Genomic DNA, 22,362 nt, shown 5'->3' with positions numbered 1-22,362 from the left:
GCTGAATTCACACCAGCCCGCGGAAAATAATCCTGGAGGTTGCGGTAGAGGCTGCAAATATTGTAATTGAAATCGGAAGCATGCAGGCAAGGTCGTACTTCAACTGAGCTCGATCGCCTCCATATTCCACCGAACCTGCAAAACGGGTAAGGATAGCACTGATAAGGACGATGTAAACCCCTATTGCAAGCAGGAAATGGTCAGGAGAAATGGACTGGGAAAAAGCCGCCTGCCCGATTTCGACTGGCATTCCGGACATATCGGCAGGAATCCGGTTTACCCTTTCAGCTACCTGATTCAGGATCTTCGTAATAACCTCGGAAAGGGCAAGGGTAATCCCTGCAATAAGAGGCGCAAAAATTACAGCCGTTGAGCGCATGGTTGAGGTAACGTCGTAAAGTGAGCGCCGGATTCGTTCTTCAACTTCACCAAGCTCTTTTAAATGGTCTGCAAGCTTTATTATCGAGGCGCCTGCAGCTTCATGGTTTTTGTGGACGCTTTCCGTAAAAAGGAGCATTGTGTTTCGGATTCTTTCCGAATATATGTGCCTGAAGGCTCCGAAATCTTCATCAAAAATAGCAGCTTTAAGATTTGTCCTCATACTTAGCAGGTTCATTGAGATTTCCCCGAAAGCCTCTCCGATTTTTGAGCCTTCCATAGCCCGCGCAGTGTGGGCAAAAGCTTCTTCGGGGGCTTTTCCTTCTGAAATCCTCCGCCCGAGCACAAAAAGGGAATCTGCGAATTCCTGCTCCATCGTTTTTATCCGGTCTCTTATTTTCTTGTAAGGGACAGCTGAAAAGTACAGGTAAACCGAAACGGATGCCGTTCCGCCCAGAAGGAGCGGAAGGGTGGGTGAAAAATATCCTTCAAGGGGCGCGGTTGCCACTACTCCTCCCGGATTTCCGAATTTCAGCAGGAGATATCCGAAAGGTGCTATAAGGAAAAGTACCAGAATTGAAAGCATTAAAGCAGAGCGTTTCTTCTGGATGATATCTGCAAGGTCGGGATGCGAATCCGGAATTTGCCTCGGAATGAAAGCAACAGGCCTCTGCATGAGAATATATTCGGAGTAGAGAGCTGCAAGCGCCGGGAAAATCAGGTCATAGAGGAAGATAAGGTCTATTATTTCAGGTTTCATCCCAACTACTGTAACCGCAGGCAGGAGAGCCACCAGGGCAAGCGGGATCAGAATGAAAATCGAGTAAAGAATATAACTCGGGGTCTTGAGTTTTGCTGCAAAAATGTCCATAAGACTTTCCGTGCCTTCAAGGCTTATGTCCAGGGCGCGGTTCAGGGTTATAACCCTCTGTGCTTCGTCAGGCTCGGCTGTTGAGCTTTTAATGAGATGGAGGGAGCGTTTGAAATATTCGCTATTCCTTCCCCACAGGTCGGCAAAAGAAAGAAGCGCATCATCCATGCTGTTGTAGATCCTGAGGTTCAGGTCCCAGGCCAATTTTCTCAGGTCCTTTGCAAGCGGTCTCTCGGAGTTCCGGGCTGCAAAAAGGACGGCGTGTTCCAGGTTAGGAACAAGTTTCATTGACATAACTATATAACTCAGGATCTCAGGGATATCTCCCAGCGAAGAGATTTTCATAAACCCTGCCCTTATTTTCACATATTCGCTCAGGTAACAGAGCGCGATCAGGGGAATAACAAAGGTCAGGGCTCCCATTATATAAAGTGTCCCGGCATCGAAACTTCTTGACAGGAGCAGGAAAAGGTCCATTCCGGCGAGCAGGATTAAAGTTGCAAAAGTCCCCACATAGGAAAAGAGCACGGTTTCAAAGGCTTCAAGGTCAAAACCTGTAAACCGGAGGGCATCCCTGTACTCCTGACTTACGCTTCTTTCACATTGTCTGCGGAAGGCAACGGGATCGGGAATCGCCCAGATCCATTGCTTTACTGTGGTTTTGCAGCCTCGCACATACCAGTTGCTCTCTTCAGCCATATCTCTCCCTCAGATACTTATTTTCCTGTACCCGAATCCCTTCCGGCAAATTTCTCAAACCAGGCTTCCCATTGCCTGTAAAGGATTTCCGGATCATCCCTGCAGCCAGTTTCCGGATCATTTACAGAGTTATTTGCAGAATTGCTTGCGGAATTATTCACAGAATTAGTTGAGCTCTTATTCTCGTATAGCCTGCTTTCTGTCATAGAGTCTGCAAGCAGCCAGAACATGTTATTTGCCTGGCTGACGGCTCCGGCTTCCAGGAGGAAAGGTTTCTTCAGTCCCTCGATTGCAATTTTTTCCTTTATTCTTGTCCGAAGTTCTATACTTTTCAGAGCCCTGTCTATGGAAATGCCCCATTTCCTGGCAATCTTTTCTATAAGTTCAGACTGTCCCTGTTCCAAGGCTTTTCCTGCAAGCAGGCAGTCCTCGGAGGCGTCGTAGTTCATTATTTCCGTAAAGATATCCGAGGGCTCAGGGTTCTCGATTACAGCGCCTGTAACTTCTGCGATCCGGCTCACCCGTTTTAGCTTTTTCATGCTCCCTTCGAGCCTTATGCCTGAACAGATAATTACGGCATCCGTGGCTTTGAATGAAGCCGGAGAAACCCCTAGAGTGTGTACAATTCTCTCGTATACGTTTTCCGTGGACGACCCGTGAATGGTTCCTATAACCGAGTTTCCGGCTTTTCCGACCTGCATGGCTTCGTAAAGCACTTTTACTTCCGGTCCCCGGACTTCCCCCAGAACCAGGGCAGAGTTCCCAAGGCGCAGAGCCGCACGTAACGCAGTTTCAGGGCTCATTTCAGCTCCTGATTTGAGAACCGAGGACTGTGAGCTCATGCCCTGCACTTTCCAGCCCAGGCTCTGGAGCTGCTCAATAGGAAGCTCATGCGTATCTTCAATCGTAAGAATCCGGTATTTCTGCGGAATTTCAAGCAGCATGGCAGACAGCAGGGAAGTTTTTCCGGCTCCGACCTCTCCTGCGACCAGGACCGAAGCCTGCCCGTCCATGAGAAAACTTAAAAGCCCGGCTGCATAAGGGGAAATCGAGCCTGTATTGATCAATTTAGGCAGGGTCCAGGGTGAGAGAGAATGCTTTCGGAAGGCATAGGCAAGCCCGCTGGCGCTGAGCGGATCTCCTATTACCGAAACCCTTACCCCGAAAGCCTCAAGGTTGAGTTCCAGCACAGGAACTGCTTCTCCAAAGGGTCTGCCGCTGATGATCCTGAATCTGGATACCAGGGCATCGAGGTCGTCCTGCGAAAGAAATACATTACTTACGCATTCTTCTCCCTCCAGCACAACGTGGACAGGATTTTTGTCGGCAGGGGCATTGATATAAACATCCGTAATCCTGGCATCGGAGAGCAGGTCTTCAACTATCCCTAGCCCGTTCGTATACCTTGCAAGCAGGTCGGCATAGCTTTCCAGTTCTTCAGGAGCGCAGGCTCCCCCGCTGGCGAGCAATTCTTCTTCCAGAAGCGTTTTTGCCATACGCCTGAAATACTCCCTGGCTGCGGTCGGGTCTGTGAAAGCAAGATCCTTCGGCCTGTGCCTGATCATCCTCATCCGGATTTTCTCAAGCAGCCTGAGTTCCTCCTCCCTAAGATTATATTCAAGCGGACGGATCATGTAAAGTTTTTCCGGCCTGTCGGTGTAGCGGTAAATAGAAACTTCAAGCTTCCTGCCTTCCCTGCCGTCAATATCGTAACACTCAAGAAATTCAGTATTCTCAGGTGCGTCCGCATAGACCCTTGAGCTGGAAAAAGGCGGCCGAACATGCGGCTTGATTCCGCTTTCGTAGTCAAAAATCTCTTCCGTGTAGCCTTTACTTTTCTCCGGTTTTTCCTTCCGGCCCGGAGGCGCAAGAAACGGAAGGTATCTGGATATCTCTGCCAGGGTCACTTCTCCCGATGTATCCTTAATCAGGCTTCCTGCCATCTTTCCCAGAGTCCTTCCAATCCCTTTTTCAGAGCTCTCTGCCGGTCCGGCTGGAAAAGTTCGAATTTCAGATTTCTTAAACGCGGGAATCTCAGGAAAGCAGGATAATTTTTCTTCGATTTCGTAAAGTATTTGAAAAAAACGTTCAGAACAGGGATCGCAAACAGGGACAATTTTCAAACCTTTTTCCGGAGCTTTTTCCGAACTCTTTTTCAGCGTTTTTCTCTGAATAAATTGTTTTATTTCCAGCCTGGCTCTTAAAGGGTCGGTTTCTACGGTTTTAACAAAAGAAGCAATTATTTCTTTCCTTTCCAGTTCACAGGCTTTCTTTTCAGGCAATTTGCAGGCACTGGGAACTTTTTCTGCACTTTCGTACACTTTAATAATCTCATCAAAACCTGCAAGAGCATAAAGCGAAGACAGAGCTTCCCCTTCATAGTCCCGCTCATACAGCCGTGAGAGTATCAGGCAATCAGCCTGAACCTCTTTTTGCAAAATTCTAAAAATATTTTTTCTGCAATGAACATCGTTAAGGGAAGATTCCAGATCACATTCCCTGCAATTAATAACAATGGTTTTCCGGATTTTTGTCTGTTTTATCCTGTAAGGGCAGATTTCCTCTTCCTCTTTATCCTGTACGGAAATACTGCCGTAATTAAGGGCATTGACAGCATCCTGAAGCTTTGCCTTTATGTTCAAATAAGACCCCCATTTTCCCAGCTAACTTCAGAATTTATCTTTGAATGTATTAAATATTTTCGGAAGATCGTGATAATCCATTTACCCTTTCAGACATTTGTATACGTCTCTTTTGTTTGGTATGTATTTCGTTGCTAAACATTTCTTGTACTTCCCAGTTCTCAAGAAAGTAAGTTGTAGCTGTACTAACAATCGAATAGGTGTATAAAGTTACCAGAATCTAACAATTTTTCCATTCTCAGATAAATATATAAGAGTACATAGAACCCTTAAGTCGGGAGATATGACAATGGTTAAGTGGGGGAATTCAAAAACGTTTTCAGAAATTTGAATATGAATAAAAAGAATGGTAGTTCTTTATAGATTTTAATAAAGAATAACCATTTGTTTGAGCTTAATTGCTTGATGTGCTTTTACTTATTTATTTGCAGCTGATTTGGATAGATTTCTCAGAGCCAGAAAATCAAGACACGGATAGAAAGTTGAACATACGTTCGGTGGGTATAGGTAAATTATGAGAGCTTCTTTCAAAATAATAGGCCATATGGACGTTTAATGGAAAAAAATTCTATTGATTTGACAAATATTGATAGACATTCATAGTTAGTTTCGTGTATAAGATATACTAATTAGGTAGATATTGATACTAAACACATGTATATAATTCAACCTATCTTGTCTATTTCCTTGAAAACAAAAATAAGCTTTTTTCCACTCTTTCTTTTTTCAACGTAACCTAACTTCTCAAGACTAAGCAAGTCACTTCTAGCTGTAGCGTATGCCACGCTATAAGTGGTCATTATCTCCTTAATTGTGATGTGCTTCTCAGGTTGCTTTAAATAATGTTTAAGTATCTCAACCTGCCGTAAAGTAAGATTACCAGATTCTATTATAATTTTCAGGGCTTGAGACTGCTCATATTGTTTTCTTTCCAGATATTCAAGAATTTCATCAAGAGCTTTTTTAATGCAGTGGAGATTATACTTAATAAAATAAGTAAGATCTCCGGAGTCATTCAATGTTCGGTCAGACTCTGTATAGAGATAAGCATTCCGATATTGCTTTTTTGAATCATTTATTACTTTTGATACTGCCATATATTCAAAGAGCCAGTAATCATTTTTGAGAAGGTACCAATAGAAAAGAGCTCTTGCAGTTCTACCATTACCGTCGTTAAAAGGATGGATGAATCCGATCATGAAATGAATGATTATCCCTTTTATCGCAGGATGAATAAAACCTTCTTCATTGTTATTTGCAAAGTTACATAATTCATCAATCAATTTAGGAATTTCTGTGTGTTCTACAGGTTTGTGAAGTAAGGTCCCGTCGTGGGAATAAACTGCAATTTCATCGTTTTTTCTAAAGTTGCCTTCGTATTGAGCTTTTTCAAGAGTTTCATTCGTAATCAACTTGTGGATTATAAGAATTTTTTCAGGGGTTAGAGATTCGTTTTTTAAGTTCAAAATATGCTTCATTGTAATGTAATTATTTACAATCATTTTTTCGCCTTTGTTTGTAGGCCTCCTGTTTTCCTGCAACATCTTCTTCGCAACTTCCCTTGTCGTTGCTGCTCCTTCAATTAGGCTTGAAGCTATTGCTTCTTCCATCAATGAACTAATTATATATTTTTTTTTATTATCTTGTAAAGCTTCGAGACTGCTTAAAAGGTTTCCTGCCGCTGATTTGTCTAGGATATGGAGTTTTTCCTGAAATTCGTCTATTAAAGTGTACTTGAAAACCCAGTTCCCAAACTTAAGAGATTTAGCTTTTAGTAACCTTGATATTTTCATTATATTCCATATGATAATCGGGTCAAAGGGGAATTCTCTGTACTTTAATTCTTCCCAATGAAGATATTTCTCATTGTATTGGTTAACTAAATCTGCAACTTGATTATTATGCAGCAATTTCCCTGCTTCTTCAAGAGTTTTCTTTGAAAATTCAGGTGTCTTTGGTAGTTTCATGCCATTGTCTCAAGCTTTTTATGTCAATTTGCAAGATATTGATAGTTACTCCATATGATATTTTCTATCAATTTGATAGATATTGATAGATATTGATAGTTACTTCGTTTACTAGATCTATCAATTTAATAGATATTGATAGTTACTCCATATGATATTTTCTATCAATTTGATAGATATTGATAGATATTGATAGTTACTCCACATAAATTTTCTGTCAATTTGTAGATATTGATAGATATTAATTCCTACTTTGACAGAAGCATAAAAATGGGATCAATAAACGGGCTTCATACCTCTTATTTTCTTTATATTTGAATTTTCTATGCTGTATTCTCTTATTTTTGCTAGTTTCATTTTTTTCGAACAATTCTAGGTTGGCGGGTAGTGTCTTAGTGATGGGTATAAGAGTTTCTTATATACTACATATGGCTCCCAGTGGTATCTATGGGCAGTTGGTATCAGGTGCAGGGTGCAAAGGGTCTAATACCTCGCATGGCTTGGCGGTGCATGTGAGTATGCTGGTCTTACTTTTTTTCTTAATACCCAAAAATATCTTCAATCAACGGCTCTGCAAGTTTTATCACATTTTCTTTAAAAGCGCATATATCCTCTAAAACCACTGAATTCTCTCCCCCTAAAAGTTCCTGTTTTATTTTTCTACCCAGAGCATCATCATTTCCCGATGCCAGCCTGATCACGACCGAGCCCGGAAAAAGTTCGGTCTGGCAAGCGACTTCATCGCAGTCTCCGTCCGTGATCCCGATAATTGGAATTCCTAACCTGAAAAGAATATCGCCCGCTATTTCAGTGGTGTCGTCCCCGACTGTAACTGCAAGTTCGGCACCGGCAGCCAGTTCGAAGGTACGTTCTGCGGTGTGGTCTATAAGGACAACTTTTCCTGAAACAATGTTTCCGTTCCCGGATAGGGAAGAGCATCCTGATTTTCGGGCATATGCGGTGCTCTGTTTTTTGGCGTCCGGCAGTAAGGAAGTGTTTCTCCGAATATCCCCGCTTTTTATCCACGCTTTTTCAAGGTTGACAGAGTTCCTTTTTTCGTAATTATGGAGCTTCTCAAGCCCGTGCTCCTTTATTTCTCCGCCTTCGATTGCGGTAATGAAGCCGTTTTCGGAGACTATCCTGATTTTTGAAGACAGGGATTTTCCGATAACAATCCCGTTAACAAAGATGTTTTCGCCGGGAAGAACGCCTGAGATTTCGCGGATGATTCGGGTTTTTCCGGTTTTCGGGCAGTTTTCTATGGAAACCGGGTTATGGAAAGGCAGGGGTTCTTCGGCAGGAATCCCGAGGGTTCTGGAGAGTTTTTCAATGCAATCTCCGGCTTTTTTGTTCAGGGGAATTATTCTCCCGAAGGAGCTTCCAGGGCATTCGATCTGGATCAGGGGCTTCTTTTCACGGTCTTTCAGGCGGGAAGAAACCTTTGACCCAAAAACTTTGCCGGTCTCGAAAGTTTTTCCCCGGTTCAGGAGGCAGATAAGGTCTGCTGTTTCAAAAAAAGCTTCTATGCAGGCGCTCGGCTTGAGATGCCCGGTTATATCTATAATGTTTTCAAGCCCGGCATCAAGGACGGCTGCCTTTCCCATGGTTCCGCCAAGCTCGGCTCTTACTTCGCCGAGGCGGGAGAGTTTTTCCAGAACTGTTTTTGCTTCTCCCGAATCAATCACTTCGGGCCCGTGGATCACAACGCTAATTTTCATTTTTCACCTGATTTTTATTGAAAGGCACCTATTAATGACACATTAATGACACATATTAATATAATTCTTTATTCTGCCGCTGTGTTTCTGCTGCCTCCCTTCTGTGTACTTTCTGAACGTTCCTTTTTCCGATTTTGTTAATTATTCGGTTATTATCAAAACTATGAGGTCAATATTGAAACTATCCGGTCAATATCGAAAATTACATTACGCATTGTTACGTTTTGATAAAAACGACTGACTGTGAGGATGAGAAATGGCTGGCGTAAAAATTACCTGGCTCGGGCATTCGGCTTTTTTGTTCGAGGCTGAGAAAAAACTGTTGATCGACCCTTTTATTTCGGGAAACCCACTGGCTCCGTGCACTCCTGAGGAGCTGGACCCTGATATAATAGCTGTAACTCACGGGCACCGCGACCATCTCGGAGATACGATAGAAATCGGAAAACGGACCGAGTGCCGGATAATCTCCATTCATGAGGTTGCAAACTATATCAAATCGAAAGGGGTCTTTGCAGAGGGCATGAACAAAGGCGGTACAGTACATGTGGATGACATAAAACTAACCATGACAGAAGCCCTCCACTCCTCCTCAATCGATGCTTCAGGTTTTAGTTTCGACGGCGGCTGCCCGGCGGGCTTCGTTATACAGATCAACGGGCACTCCATCTACCACGCCGGAGACACAGCCGTTTTCGGCGACATGCAGCTCATAGGCGAACTCTACGAGCCCGAAATAGCCCTCCTGCCCATAGGAGATCACTTCACAATGGGCATAAAAGAAGCCGTAAAAGCCGTAGAACTCATCCGCCCCAAACTCGTGATTCCCATGCACTATAATACCTTCGATGTAATCCGCCAGGACCCCCTCGAATTCAAACAGGCCGTTGAATCAAAAACCGGCACGAAAGTAGTTATCATGCAGCCAGGCGAGTCAATAGGACTTTAAAATCTGTTATTCTCTTCCCGCTCCTAAACTTATGATAAATCTCAAACAGAAGGCAAATCGTGAAGAAGTGACCTTATTAGTCAGTTCTCCAGGTGAGTGAAAAATAACTTCACTTGCCCAGAATTATCTCTTTTGAGTGAATTAAAGGTTCTTCTTACCCTTAAATAGCCCTCTTGAGCCGCGACCGTTGTCCCGAAACCGTTGCGCCGGTTTATCACGCCGTTACGTGGGGATTTTCGCTCAAGCCTTTTTGTAAAAGGCTTGCGTTTCGCCGGTCGATCACGCCGATAGTGACGTTTTCGATAAAGCATGGTTTTTGATCAAACTTTTTTTGAAAAAGTTTTCGCTCAAGCCTTTTTTGAAAAGGCTTGCGTTGCGCCAGTCGATCACGCCCCGGTTACGCCGGTTTATATAAAGCATGGTTTTTGATAAAACTTTTTTTGAAAAAGTTTTCGCTCAAGCCTTTTTTGAAAAGGCTTGTGATCAAGCTATTTTTTGTAAGAGGCTTGGTGGGAAAACTATTAAAATAATAAATATCTTATAAAAATAAAAATCCAGTTTTAACTGCCGATTTGAACTGCATGTTTAAAACCGAATTTTAACTTAACTTTTTATTGTTTACCTATACGATTTTATATAATTAATACGAAGACACCGGAATGATCATGACAGAAAATGCAAAAACGATTCCACTCGCGTTTGGAAGCGGGATTTCTGAGCTGAGTATACCTGAAAAGAATATGTCCAGTATCATCCTGCCTTCGGAATCAGAAATAAAGGAAGAAGGGGCTTCCCTTATTAAAAAGGCACTTGAAAACCCAATAGAAAGCAAGAGGCTTTCTGAGATTGTTAACCCTGATTCGAAGGTTGCAATCATTGTTAGCGATGTTACGAGACCAACCCCGACTGCAAAAATTCTCCCTCCTCTCCTGGAAGAGCTTTATCTTGGCGGAGCAAAAAATGAGAATATCACTATCGTCTTTGCCCTCGGGCTTCATCGCTTACAGACTGAAGAAGAATGCCGCCAGCTTGTAGGGGAAGAAGTTTTTGAAAAAATAAGATGCGTCCAGCACGACAGGAAAAGATGCAGGCTACTCGGGGAAACAAGTTTCGGAACGCCTGTTGAAGTTTTCGAAGAAGTAGTCGACTGCGATGTTATTATAAGCACAGGCACCCTGGAATTTCACTATTATGCAGGGTACGGAGGAGGAGGGAAATCCATCCTGCCTGGGGTCAGTTCTGAAAAATCCATACTCTCGTTCCACAGCTTTTACAGCAACCTCTTTGAAGGGGACCCCCTCTCAGGCAGAGCCGGAAGTCCGGCAAGACAGAACATAGAGGAAGCTGCAAGGATCGCAGGTCTTGATTTTATCCTGAATGTTATAATCAACAGCAAAAAAGAAATTGTTGCTGCCGTTGCGGGCGATTTTATCAAAGCCCACAGGAAAGGCACAGAGTATGTTGATGCCATGTATAAAGTGCCCGTAGAGCCTGCAGATGCAGTTGTTGTTTCCTGTGGGGGTTTTCCGAAGGACATCAACCTTTACCAGGCAACAAAATCCCTTGAGCACGCCATTCCTGCCGTAAAAGAAGGAGGTTCCATTATCCTTGTAGCCGAATGTGCCGAAGGAATAGGAAATAAAGTGTACGAATGCTGGAACAGGGAATGCAGGGTTCCTGAAGAGGCAGTGGAGCGCTTCAAGAATTGTTTTGAATTCGGCGGACACAAAGCTGCTATTGTCGGGAGGGCTGCAAAAGAATTCAAGCTTTACCTCGTTTCAGAGCTTCCCGACGCAGAGAGTAAAAAAGCCTTCTTCACGCCCGTAAAAAGCATAGAAGAAGCACTCGAAAAGGTATTCTCCGAAAATCCCTGCGCTAAAGTCCACATAATGCCCGATGGAGGATGGACCCTTCCTGTAAAACGATAAGAGATACCATAAATAAAACTCGAAGTTGCGAACTACCTTTGAGGTTATTTATATCTATTTTTATACCTGTTTATCCCTATATTTACAATACTGAAAAAGGTATCAAGATCAAAACATCGGGGCAAACATGACTGCAAACACAAAAAAAATACCGCTTGCCTTTGGAAGCACGGGAGTTGAGTTTGAGATTCCGGAAAGAAATCTCGCCAGTATTATTTTGCCTTCGGAATTTGAAGTAAAGGTAGATTCCTCTTTTTTGATTAAAAAGGCATTTGAAAACCCGATAGAAAGCAGGAGGCTTTCAGAGATTATAAACCCTGATTCGAAGGTTGCAATCATCGTTAGTGATGTTACCCGGCCGACTCCTACTGCAAAGCTTCTTCCACCTTTGCTTGAAGAGCTTTATCTGGGCGGGGCAATGGACGAAAACATTACTATTGTTTTTGCCCTTGGACTACATCGAAACCAGACTGACGAAGAATCCAGAAAACTGGTGGGGAAATCAATCTACGAAAGAATCCGCTGCATCCAGCACGATACCGGCAGATGCAGGCATATTGGCGTGACCTCCCGCGGAACCCCGATTGAAATCTTCGAAAAGGTTCTTGATGCAGATATTATTATCGGGACAGGAAGTATTGAATTCCATTACTATGCAGGGTACAGCGGGGGAGCCAAGTCAGTGCTGCCTGGTGTAAGCTCGAAAGAGGCAGTCATCACAAACCATAAAATGATGATCGATGAGAAAGCTGTTTCCGGAAGGGTAGATGGTCCTGTGCGGCAGGACATGGAAGAAGCTGCAAAAATTACAGGTCTTGATTTTATCCTGAATGTCGTGCTTGACAGCAAAAAAGAAATTGTTGCTGCCGTTGCCGGGGACTTTATCGGGGCTCACAGGAAAGGCACAGAGTATGTTGATGCCATGTATAAGGTGCCTGTAGAGCCCGCGGATGCAGTTATAGTGTCCTGCGGGGGCTTCCCGAAAGATATCAACCTTTTCCAGGCAAATAAGGCGCTTGACAATGCAACCCAGGCTGTCAGAGAAGGAGGCTCCATTATACTTGTCGCCGAATGTGCCGAAGGAATTGGAAATCAGGTTTATGAATGCTGGAACAGGGAATGCCGGAGCCCCGACGACGCAATCGAGCGTTTCAAACAATGTTTTGAGTTTGGGGGACATAAGACTGCAATCATCGCAAAAGTCTCAAAAAAATTTAAGCTCTACCTGGTCTCAAAGCTCCCGGACGAGCAGACAAGAGCCGCATTCTTCACTCCGATGGCAAGCGTAAAGGACGCCTTATCCGCAGTACTCTCGGAAAACCCGGATGCAAAAATCCACCTGATGCCCCATGGGGGGCAAACCCTCCCTGTCAGAAAAGACTGATGAAAGAGCACCTGGCAAAGTTAAGAAAATATTGCAGATGAATAAAAAATAAGCTGGAAGGTTAATAAAGCATTTTAATATAAATTAAGGCTGCAGGCTTAAACGCCTGCTGAATCCGTTGCATTGCTTGATACTTTTTCTGAGTTTTCTTCGTCCTCGTCTTCAAACCTGAACCTGAAAACTTTCTTCAGAAATTCGGGTGAGAGTTGTGGTGTCATAAGGCTTACTGCAACCAGGGCAATCAGAGATAGTGGCGTTGCAATCAGGATCGGGTCTACAAGAGGCCAGGTACCTGCAAGTAAAGTTTCCTTTCCGAAAATTGCCATGCAAATCTTTAGAGGTACTGCTTCTTTTGCATGCACAAATACCAGCCAGAAGAGACTGCTTAATGATCCGATTACAAGGCTTGCAGTAGCTCCAGCTTTTGTTGTGCGTTTCCAGAAAAGTGCTCCGATAAATAAGGGCAGGAAAGCAGATGTGCACAGACCCATGAACATGGCAGTGGCTCTGGCAATAATGCTTCCGGGCAGGATGTATGCCAGAATAACTGCTGCCAGAATGGTAAAGGCAATCCCTATTTTTGTAACATGGACAGTTGCCTTGGATTTGCCTTTCATTATAGTCTGCTGGTAAACATCGTACCCTATTGCCGTACCCATTGTATGGAATTGGGCGGCTGCAGTAGACATTGCGGCTGAAAGCAGGCAGAGCATAAAGAGCATGACAAACATTTCAGGCATTGCATGGTTAAGGAACGCAGGCATTATAAGGTCAGTATTGCCGTCCGGTACTGCCTGGAGTGAAATAATGCCCATGGTTTTATAGAAATATACGTTGGAAAGTGCTCCTATAGCATACGCGACTCCTACCATCATCAGGAGGAAAGGCCCCCCCACGGCAACTGCTCTTTTCAGGGAACGGTCGTCTTTTACAGTCATGAACCTGACTGCAAGCTGCGGTTGCGCAAGCACGCCGATTCCTACTCCCATTATGATTGTGGAAACCATTGTCCACCAGATAGGGGAGCCGAAGGACGGCATTGAAGTCCAGCCCTGATGTCCCTGGGCTGCAAGGGCAGGAGGAACAAGGTTTGCCATATCTGTAAGAGCCTGGTGGGCCCCGGTAACTCCCCCAAGCATACTATATGTGTAAATAAGCAGGAACCCCATTCCGAATAACATCAGGACAGCCTGCATGGCATCCACGTACATTACTGAGAGAAGGCCGCCTTTAATCACATAAGAAGCAATGATTATAGTGAATATTATAAGAGCAATGTTATAATTAAGTCCCAGGGTTGTCTCAAGGAATCTTCCGGCTCCTATGATAACACTTGAAGCGTAAAGAGGCATAAAGACTCCGATCAGAAGCCCGGAGAACGCCTGAATAAACTTTGACTGGAAACGCTTCCCGATAAACTCAGGATAGGTTATAGCTCCCAGGTTCAGCCCCATGCGCCGGGTTCGGGGCCCAAAGACTACGAAGGCTATGAAGATCCCGAAAAAAATATTCATAAACACGAGCCATAAGAGTCCCATTCCTAAAGATGCAGCCATTCCGCCGAACCCTATGATTGCGGAGGTGCTGATAAAGGCAGCTCCGTAGGAAAGAGCCATAACTGCAGGGTGCACCCCCCGGCCGGCGAGCATATACCCTTCGGTCTGGGAATTCTTTCTGTATCCAAGGTAAGCGACATAAAAAGTAGCCCCGAGGTATACTATAAGAAAGAGGATGAGAATTGAAATACTGACTGCCATAATCGACCATTCCAAAATAGTTTTAATTACTGTTTTTTCTCAGGTTTTACCAAAATCCTTACTTAACCTGATCCTTCAAATTGATCCCGATTTTATTCCCAGTTTACTGGTCCTGGGTCACTTTCTTCTTAACACTGCTCTTCACTGTCTGCTCTTCGTCTCCGCCTCTCCAATGATAAGCTCCATAAACCAGACACCCGAGTGCACTTAATATACTGGCAAGATATGCAAGCCAGATAAATGGATCATCTATTCCGAACATCTACAGCACCTTCCAGAAAATATCCTGATACTAATTACCTGATAATAGTTAACATGACACTTGTTAGCATTGAACATTAATGCTTTTTGTTATTTAAATATATTGAGTAAGGCAAATTCCAGTACAAAGTAGACTTTATAAGTTGCAAAATTAATTTGGTATAAATTAATTTGGTATAAATTAATTTGGTATATCTCCTTTCTGTATCTAACTGGATAAGTAGACCAATACCTGCCGGATCAATAGACTGCTGCCAAAATCTATCATGACAGTTTTATGAGTCCGTACAGGTACGATATCGCTCTTCTTACGGATCAGGAATTGAAGAACGTAACCATCTCCCCCTGCCGGTCTATGAAAATGAATCCGAAATCGGAAAATAGCTTTTAAACAGGAACCCGCAAGAGCTGGAGAGATAGGATTTAAGTATTCTGGATACGGAACACGAAAAAATGCTTGTATTGAAAAGAACGTTCTGTTCCTGAAATATATTCATCTACCATTGCAGGTGAAATTCCACAACCAGAAATCCAGCACCGGAAAAATAACAATGGGCGATGAAAACTACAGATGAATCTTAAGGGTTCATTCTCCTCTCGGAAATTACAGGTGAATCCCTTAAGGGATTCATGTTCTTTTTCGAATTACCTGACTGGATTTTTTTTTAACTTTTTATCACGTTTATCTTCATTTTTGCTTAGTTTTTTATTTTACTTAAAACAGCACTCGGTAATTTCCCCACTGAGATCTTCCTTCATCATTTTAATGGCTTCGTCAAATTCATCGGTCTGGCCGAGCACCCACATAAGTTTAACCAGGGCGGTTTCGGGCAGGGTATCCTCTCCTTCGATTGCACCGGCTTTCAGCATATCACGGCCCGTATCATATACGCGGTCGCAGACTCTGCCGTTAAGGCACTGGGATGTTATTATGACAGGCATTTTTGCCTCCGTAGCTTTCCGGATCTTTGGAGTCCATTTCGTAGAAACGTGCCCGAGACCGGTACCTTCCAGAACCAGACCTTTGTACCCGCCATTGATATAACAGTCAAGAATTTCAGGATCTGCACCGGGCGTAAATTTAACAAGGGCGCACTTCGGCTCAATACCCGGCTTGAATTTGAGAGATCTCTCTCCACGTCTGGTATAATCAATGAAAGTTTTTATTTCCCCTGTACTGTAATCCACAGTCCCTATAGGAAGGGAGTTTATGGACTTGAAAGCGTCCCTGCGGGAAGTATGCATTTTCCTGACTTTGGTTCCACGGTGGATCTCGCAGAAATCGTCCGAGGTCGTCCCGTGCATGACAACCGAAACTTCAGCAATATCGCTTGTGGCAACACGGGCTGCACAAATCGCATTCATGGCATTATCGCTGCTGGGACGGTCTGCACTTCTCTGGGAACCTACAAGGACAATAGGTACAGGCGTCTCGATCATGAAGGAAAGGGCTGCAGCCGTGTACATCATGGTGTCTGTCCCGTGGGTTACGATTATCCCGTCGGCACCTGCTTCAATCTCCTCCACTACTGCGCGGGCAAGGTTTTGCCAGGATTCAGAATCCATATTTTCCGAGAGAATGCTTGAGATTACCCTGCCTTTAAAATCGGCTATCTCTTTGAGTTCAGGGATCGCCGCAAGGATATCATCAGCAGTAAACTGGGAAGTTACTGCACCTGTCCTGTAATCGATTTTGCTGGCAATCGTTCCGCCTGTGGAAAGAATGGCGATTTTCTGAAGCTTTCTCCCGGACTTCGGGAGTTCCTCTCCGGCCGCTCCGGATTTTTTCCCGCCGTTTAGGCTGCCACCGTTTGGGGTTTCCCCATTCCCTCCCAGAAGCGTTACCTTTACCCTATCCTTAGAAAATCCGGCATTGTAACCGCTGTTCATCTTTATTGTAATATATCCTTCCATGGACGGCATCACTTTGCCTTCGTAGGCAGTGCCGTTCTTTTCAATACGTACCCGGTCGCCCTGTTTGAATTCCATAAATAATCCCTTATGATAGTTTCTTGAAATGATGTCCCAATAATCGGTATTCTGGTTTGATATCAGGCATTGCGTGATACTTAGAGGTCAAAGTAATATTAATATTGAGTGTGTTAAAACTTGTGTGCTAATCTCGAGTTTATCTAGTTTCGAGCTTATTTGCCAATCCTGAGTATATTAACACTGACCGTAATTAAGATTTAATATGCCAGGACTGAGTGCATAATATCGAGTTGTTAATGCCGAGTTTTTTGAACATTCAGTATTATAGTGATAGACTCGGTACTATATTGATACATTCAGTACTAATATCTGGTTTGCTCCGTCAAACCTCAGGTTTTCCTGTATTCATTAACGGCTGTAAGCAGGTTTTCAAAAGCCGAATCTGTGATATCCTTCAGGGCTGCAATTTCCTGCCTGTTAAGCTCGAGCTCGGTCTGCCTTCTCGACAGGTAATTCCGCATCTCGTCTGGGGCTGGCCCGCCAGCGATTTTCCTCCTCTTTATGTTCGAAACCGGATTAAGAGCTTCCTTCACCATTTTTTGCGTGAGCCCCCGGCTCGAAAGCGACTCTCCCAGCACAATTTCGGCTACGGAATCGATCTTTTCCAGGGTGGGTTTTTCCATTTCCCTGGCAAGCATCCCGACAATCTGGTGGGCAGTCCTGAAAGGAATTCCGGTTTCCCGGACAAAGGTATCCGCAAGTTCTGTAGCTGTCGTAAAGCCTGTGACTGACTGGGCTGCAAGCACTTCAGTGTGGATTTTTATTGTTTTTACTATTCCTTCCATGACCCTCACTGAAGCCCTTACCGTTTCTACAGACCGCCAGATATTGGGGGTTGCTTCCTGCAGGTCACGGTTGTAACTCAGGGGAAGTCCCTTGCAAATCGTTATCAAGGACATAAGTGCTCCCACGGCTACTCCTGTTTTTCCGCGCATAAGTTCAGCAGTGTCCGGATTTTTTTTCTGCGGCATGATCGAGGAGGTGGAAGCATACATGTCGTCAAGTTCTATGAAATTGAATTCGGAAGAGGACCAGATTACAAGCTCTTCAGCCACACGGCTCAGATTTATCATTAGATTTGTGAAGCCTGAGGCGCATTCGACAAGAAAGTCCCTGCTGCTGACTGCATCCATTGAATTTTCAAGCAGGCCTGTAAAACCCAGAAGTTCCTGTGTCCTTTTCCTGTTGAGGTCAAAGCCCGTGGAAGCAAAAGCTGCAGCCCCAAGCGGGCAGAGGTTTACCCTGGAATAAGCATCCTGAACCCTGTTGAAGTCCCTGCCAAGCGCGGCTTCATGGGCGCACAGGTGGTGGGCAAGCGTCGTCGGCTGGGCGTGCTGCAGATGAGTGAAACCAGGCATGAGCGTATCAGCATGTTTTCCAGCAAGGGCAAGAAGCGTTTGCCTCAATTTATAGATTTCTTCAAGCAGTCCGGTCAGTTCATCCCTGAGCACAAGCCTGATGCAGGTTGCAACCTCATCGTTTCTGGAACGTCCGGAGTGCATCCTGCCCCCGACGTCCTCTCCGACCAGGTCGATGAGCCTCGACTCAAGCGAGATATGAATATCTTCATAGCTGAAATCGAGCTTTTCCATTCCTTCTTCCCTTATTTTCAAAAGCCCGTTAAGGATTTTGCTGCAGTCCTCACGGTTTATAATTCCCTGCTCTCCAAGCATTACCGTGTGGGCAAGGTCAACTGCTATATCAGCATCAAAAATCCACCTGTCAGCTTCCATAGAGGATGTATAACGTAAGATTTCCTCGTCCTGGGCGGTTTCCAGCCTGCCCCTGCGTAAAATATTGCTCATCGGGTTTCCTCTCTCCGGTCTTTATGAAATGAATAGGTATGGGTACAGTTCCTGTAGGAGTAACAATGTTTGTGAATTTATTTCAACGCCTGTAAGTAATAATGTCTGCTGCGATATTATCTGTGAGTCTGATCTAAGATACAATGTGAGATTTTATGTGAGACCTTATGTAAAATTTAACGTAATGTTTGATGTCAGATTTATAGCGTGGTATTACTTCTAACGCTTAAATATGAATCGGTTTCCCGAAGTTCTCATGCGAGGATATAATGTCAAGCGGATAGTGCCTGGTAAATACTCGCTTTTGCTTTGTTATCCCAAAAAAGCTAATCAGGAAGAAAGCGTAATTTGTTTAATGTCCGTGGTTTCAAAGTACAACCGAATCGCACCCATATATGAACTGGTAGATCTGCCTCTGGAACTTTTCTTTTTCCGGGAATGGAGAAAAGAGGCTCTTTCAAACCTGAGCGGAAAAATCCTGGAAATCGGGGTTGGCACTGGAAGAAACCTGAAATACTATCCGGTAGGCTGCCGGTTGATAGGGATCGACAAAAGCGAAGGAATGCTCCGGAGGGCACAGGAAAAAGCCGGAGGCATGAAGAACGTCACTCTTTATCCTATGGATGCCGAGCACCTTGAATTTCCGGACAACAGCTTCGATTATGTGGTTGCGACTTTCGTGCTCTGCACGATCCCTGATCCTGTGAAAGCCCTTAAGGAAATGAGGCGAGTCCTGAAACCGTCAGGGGAACTGATCGCCCTTGAGCACGTGCACAGCAACTATCCTTTTATTGATTTCCTGGAACATTTAATTAACCCGTTTCTGTTTTTCCTGCTTGGGGATCATACGACCCGCAATACCATGAGGAATATCGAAAAAGCCGGCTTTACCATTGAAGAGGCGAGAAACCTGGCTTTTAAGGACGTTTTCATGAAGGTCAGGGCGAAACCATAGTATCTTATTTAAAAATCTAATTTTTTCTTATCTCGCTTCCGATTTTGGAATATCGGCTGCTTTCCCATTTTGTCGCCACTTTCAACTGAGAATTCACTTTTCATTTCAAAAACGCTATTCACTCTAAAACACCGTTAAAATAATCCCTGTGATCCCGATCATAACAAACAATCTGAGAACCTGGGAAATCAGCATGGCTTTCATTCCTAGCCTGGGACCGAAAATTCCCACGTAATGAGGGATATAAATTCTCAGTGTTCCGAGGCTTGTTATAATATTGCCTACCAGCAGGACAATTATGACTTCAAGCCCGCTTAAAACTCCCTGTTCCATGAGGCTTGCTGCGAGCGTGTAGGCTGCAAGGTGGCTTGCAAAAAGGGCTGCAATTACCGGGAGCCCTTCCACAGGCACGGGCAGGTATTCCGAGATCGGCTTGAGAAGCGAACCGAGGGAATCAAACACACCCAGGTCTGTCAGGATAAAAACCAGGATTGTTACGGGCACCATCACTTTGAAAATCCTGATTATGGTTTTCTTCGAGGTTTTAAGGCTTTTTTTAAACGCTGTTTTTAATTCCGGCTTTTCTTTTTTCTCAAATTCCTCGAAATGTACTTTTTCTCCTTTAAGCAAAAAATGGCCGGCAATAAGCACTATCAGGGTTTTTACAAGTCCTACGAGAGTTATGAGTCCCACGTAGATAATCCCGGTTGTGCCGAGCAGGGGCACAAGTATCGGAATCAGGGTTCTCCAGTGCATGACAATGGCGGGAAAGGAATTCAGAACCGAGGCTATGACCAGTTCGTCTTCTTTTATCATTCCTCTGTCGTACATGCTTTTAAGCGAAGCATTGGCTGAAGATGTGGATGCAAAAGCCGTAAGGAAGCCGATTCCGCATTCTTTTCTGAGATGGGCGTAATTTGTAATCGGGCTTACCAGAAAATCAAATTTGTAGAACCAGCCGAGGCTTACAAGAAGTTCTGCAAGGATAACTCCGATAATTATTGTAGGTCCTGTCTTCAATAGATACTCAGCCGAGTGCATAAGGGAGACGAGTAACATTTGACAGTATTATTGTAACAAAGCTTATTAATTTATCTAAAATTATTCATAATCAACTTTTAAACAATAAGTTTTCAACTTAATAATAAGTCTTCAACTGATAGGTCTTCAATTGATAATCTCGCCGGGAGAGCTTAAAACGACAGAATATAATCTTAATTTATCCGGCTCTTTAAAAAATCCAGGTCCCGCAGCCTCAAAGATATTCTCTTAAGCAATGATAACCAATTAATAAGCAGATGCTGGGGAAAACAAAGCGGTACCTTGAGGTTGCCAGGGTTCTTTTAAAATACAATCTTATTCCCGAACTCTATCGGGATCTGCGCACCAATTACATTTCAAATCCCGATTGTACCTGTACTTTTGATATCGAAAATAGGCAGACGGCTGTGAAGCTCAGGCAGGCTTTCGAAGAGCTCGGGCCAACTTTTATCAAAATGGGGCAGACCATGAGCAAGCGGCCTGATATTGTCCCGCAGCCTTATGTCATAGAAATGGCAAACCTTCAGGATAAGGTTAAGCCAGTGCCCTTTGAGGAGATGGCTGAATCCCTTGATCTTGCCTGCGTTTGCGAGTATCAGACGCGGGCAGAGCGAAAACGGAAAAAAACGGAAGACGAGCTCAAGGTTTCACGGGAAAGGAAGGCAAAAGCTTTTATTGAAATCTTTGACAGCTTTGACTCTGAACCCATTGCCTGCGGCTCGATTGCGCAGGTTTACAAAGGGGTTATGGAAGGCAAACCGGTTGCTGTCAAAATTCTTCGCCCGAACCTTATTGACATTATAAACATCGACCTTTCTATCCTGGACGATTTCAAGCCTGTCATGCGGAAAATTCTCAGGCTGGGGAGTAATTTTGATATTGATGCTCTCTTGCTGGAAATCCGGGAGATGCTTACCCGCGAGGTCGACCTGAGAACCGAAGCCGTCAATATGCGGCGTTTTGAAGATAATTTCAAGAACGTGAAAAACGTGTCTGTGCCCAGAATTTACTCCGACTATTGTTCAGCCAATGTCCTTACGATGGAATACATCCACGGAACCCAGATTAAAGACATAATTAATATGCCTGTGCCCCAAAGCAAGAAATCGGAATATACACGTACCATCACCAGAAGCTATCTCAAGCAGGTCTATATCGACGGCTTTTACCATGCTGACCCTCACGGGGGCAATATGCTAGTTCAGGAAAACGATACCATAGCCTTTATTGATTTCGGGGCTGTGGGCAGTATCGATGAGGAGCTCCAGAAGCATATGCTGGAGTTTTATTACGCCATAAACAACAGGGATGCGGAAGAGGCAACTCAGGGTTTCCTGAAAATCGGGGGTGCGGATGCACGGGAAGTGGATATCCACAGGCTCAGGAAAGATATGGACAGCCTGATCGCAAACCAGAACTACGGGCTTGAAGGCAGGCAAAGTGACAATTACGCCAAGCTAGGCCTGAAGTATGATATCAGGCTGCCCGGGGAATTTTCAACGCTGCAAAGGGCGATCCTGCTTATAGAAGGGGTCTGCCTGGAGCTGGACCCGAGATACAATATTAAAAGTATCGCAATTCCCGTGCTCATGGATGCTTATAAAAAGCTTAATGAGCCGAAAGGGCCTGCCATTCATATCGAATTTTCCACTGAGCCCGTTGACGAAAAAGCTGAACTGAGGGCTGCGATTCGTGAAGTCGCCGATAAGATGGAAGAAATGGGAGACAAATTCCTTTATTTAAAGCAGGAAGAGAGCAGGAAAACTGTTTTCTCGAAAGAATTCTACCTTGCTGTCCTGCTCTTTATCTCAGCCTATATCCTGTTAAACGGAGGTACTTTTTCCTGGGTCGGACTGGCTGGAATCGGAGCGTCTGTCCTGATAGCCCTTGTTGCCATAATTCGGAAGGAATGAAAGATATTCATCGGTAAAAGTGCTGAGTGAACGAGAATCCCGCAATGTGATAAAATCATGCAGCAATAAAAAAACATAAACGGGCAAAATAAATCTTAAATC

General features: G+C 44.2%; 14 protein-coding genes. 5 read left to right on the top strand and 9 right to left on the bottom strand.

Annotation, left to right across the window (positions count from 1 at the left end; genetic code table 11):
• Positions 1–7 precede the first annotated feature (7 nt).
• The 4 genes from EQO05_RS11735 to EQO05_RS11720 all read right to left on the bottom strand — a co-directional run bounded on the left by EQO05_RS11735 (position 8) and on the right by EQO05_RS11720 (position 8,275).
• The gene (locus tag EQO05_RS11735; protein WP_128506739.1) at positions 8–1,948 is read right to left on the bottom strand and encodes a hypothetical protein; all 1,941 of its coding nucleotides are present in this window, start codon (positions 1,946–1,948) and stop codon (positions 8–10) included.
• Between the two features lie 17 nt (positions 1,949–1,965).
• Positions 1,966–4,590 (bottom strand): type II/IV secretion system ATPase subunit, encoded by a 2,625-nt coding sequence (locus EQO05_RS11730; protein ID WP_128506737.1) that lies wholly within the window; start codon positions 4,588–4,590, stop codon positions 1,966–1,968.
• A 665-nt stretch (positions 4,591–5,255) separates the two neighbouring features.
• Positions 5,256–6,557 (bottom strand): Fic family protein, encoded by a 1,302-nt coding sequence (locus EQO05_RS11725; protein WP_128506736.1) that lies wholly within the window; start codon positions 6,555–6,557, stop codon positions 5,256–5,258.
• Positions 6,558–7,096: 539 nt separating this feature from the next.
• Complete coding sequence (locus EQO05_RS11720) at positions 7,097–8,275, bottom strand: DUF2117 family protein (protein ID WP_128506734.1); 1,179 nt, start codon at positions 8,273–8,275, stop codon at positions 7,097–7,099.
• A 256-nt stretch (positions 8,276–8,531) separates the two neighbouring features.
• Here EQO05_RS11720 and EQO05_RS11715 point away from each other — a divergent pair, with 256 nt between their 5' ends.
• The 3 genes from EQO05_RS11715 (at position 8,532) to larA (EQO05_RS11705) (ending at position 12,536) form a co-directional block, all read left to right on the top strand.
• Complete coding sequence (locus EQO05_RS11715; RefSeq protein ID WP_128506732.1) at positions 8,532–9,224, top strand: metal-dependent hydrolase; 693 nt, start codon at positions 8,532–8,534, stop codon at positions 9,222–9,224.
• A 665-nt stretch (positions 9,225–9,889) separates the two neighbouring features.
• On the top strand, positions 9,890–11,152 hold the full coding sequence (gene larA, locus EQO05_RS11710; protein ID WP_128506779.1) for a nickel-dependent lactate racemase: 1,263 nt from the start codon (positions 9,890–9,892) through the stop codon (positions 11,150–11,152).
• Between the two features lie 127 nt (positions 11,153–11,279).
• Positions 11,280–12,536, top strand: coding sequence for a nickel-dependent lactate racemase (gene larA / locus EQO05_RS11705; RefSeq protein ID WP_128506730.1), 1,257 nt, complete (start codon positions 11,280–11,282; stop codon positions 12,534–12,536).
• Positions 12,537–12,634: 98 nt separating this feature from the next.
• On the opposite strand, the gene EQO05_RS11700 is transcribed toward larA (EQO05_RS11705), so the two are convergent.
• The 4 genes from EQO05_RS11700 to argH form a co-directional block, all read right to left on the bottom strand.
• Complete coding sequence (locus tag EQO05_RS11700) at positions 12,635–14,293, bottom strand: sodium:solute symporter (protein ID WP_128506728.1); 1,659 nt, start codon at positions 14,291–14,293, stop codon at positions 12,635–12,637.
• Between the two features lie 103 nt (positions 14,294–14,396).
• Positions 14,397–14,555, bottom strand: a complete 159-nt coding sequence (locus EQO05_RS15580) for a symporter small accessory protein (RefSeq protein WP_164888539.1) — start codon at positions 14,553–14,555, stop codon at positions 14,397–14,399.
• A gap of 710 nt (positions 14,556–15,265) precedes the next feature.
• The gene (gatD, locus tag EQO05_RS11695) at positions 15,266–16,543 is read right to left on the bottom strand and encodes a Glu-tRNA(Gln) amidotransferase subunit GatD (RefSeq protein WP_128506726.1); all 1,278 of its coding nucleotides are present in this window, start codon (positions 16,541–16,543) and stop codon (positions 15,266–15,268) included.
• 332 nt (positions 16,544–16,875) lie between these two features.
• A complete protein-coding gene (argH, locus tag EQO05_RS11690; RefSeq protein WP_128506724.1) occupies positions 16,876–18,351 on the bottom strand; it encodes an argininosuccinate lyase in 1,476 nt (491 codons plus the stop codon).
• Positions 18,352–18,607: 256 nt separating this feature from the next.
• Between argH and EQO05_RS11685 the strand changes: the two genes are divergently transcribed.
• The gene (locus EQO05_RS11685) at positions 18,608–19,306 is read left to right on the top strand and encodes a class I SAM-dependent methyltransferase (RefSeq protein ID WP_240664617.1); all 699 of its coding nucleotides are present in this window, start codon (positions 18,608–18,610) and stop codon (positions 19,304–19,306) included.
• A gap of 123 nt (positions 19,307–19,429) precedes the next feature.
• Here the strand turns inward: EQO05_RS11685 and EQO05_RS11680 are convergent, their stop codons facing one another.
• A complete protein-coding gene (locus tag EQO05_RS11680) occupies positions 19,430–20,326 on the bottom strand; it encodes a nucleoside recognition domain-containing protein (RefSeq protein WP_240664616.1) in 897 nt (298 codons plus the stop codon).
• 278 nt (positions 20,327–20,604) lie between these two features.
• On the opposite strand from EQO05_RS11680, the gene EQO05_RS11675 reads away from it, so the two are divergent.
• Positions 20,605–22,260: an AarF/ABC1/UbiB kinase family protein gene (locus tag EQO05_RS11675; RefSeq protein ID WP_128506720.1), complete on the top strand. Its 1,656-nt coding sequence runs from the start codon at positions 20,605–20,607 to the stop codon at positions 22,258–22,260.
• Positions 22,261–22,362 lie beyond the last annotated feature (102 nt).

Origin of the sequence: Methanosarcina sp. MSH10X1, from assembly GCF_004099695.1 — an archaeon.
Lineage (GTDB): Archaea > Halobacteriota > Methanosarcinia > Methanosarcinales > Methanosarcinaceae > Methanosarcina.
This window is presented reverse-complemented; position numbering and strand designations above follow the sequence as displayed.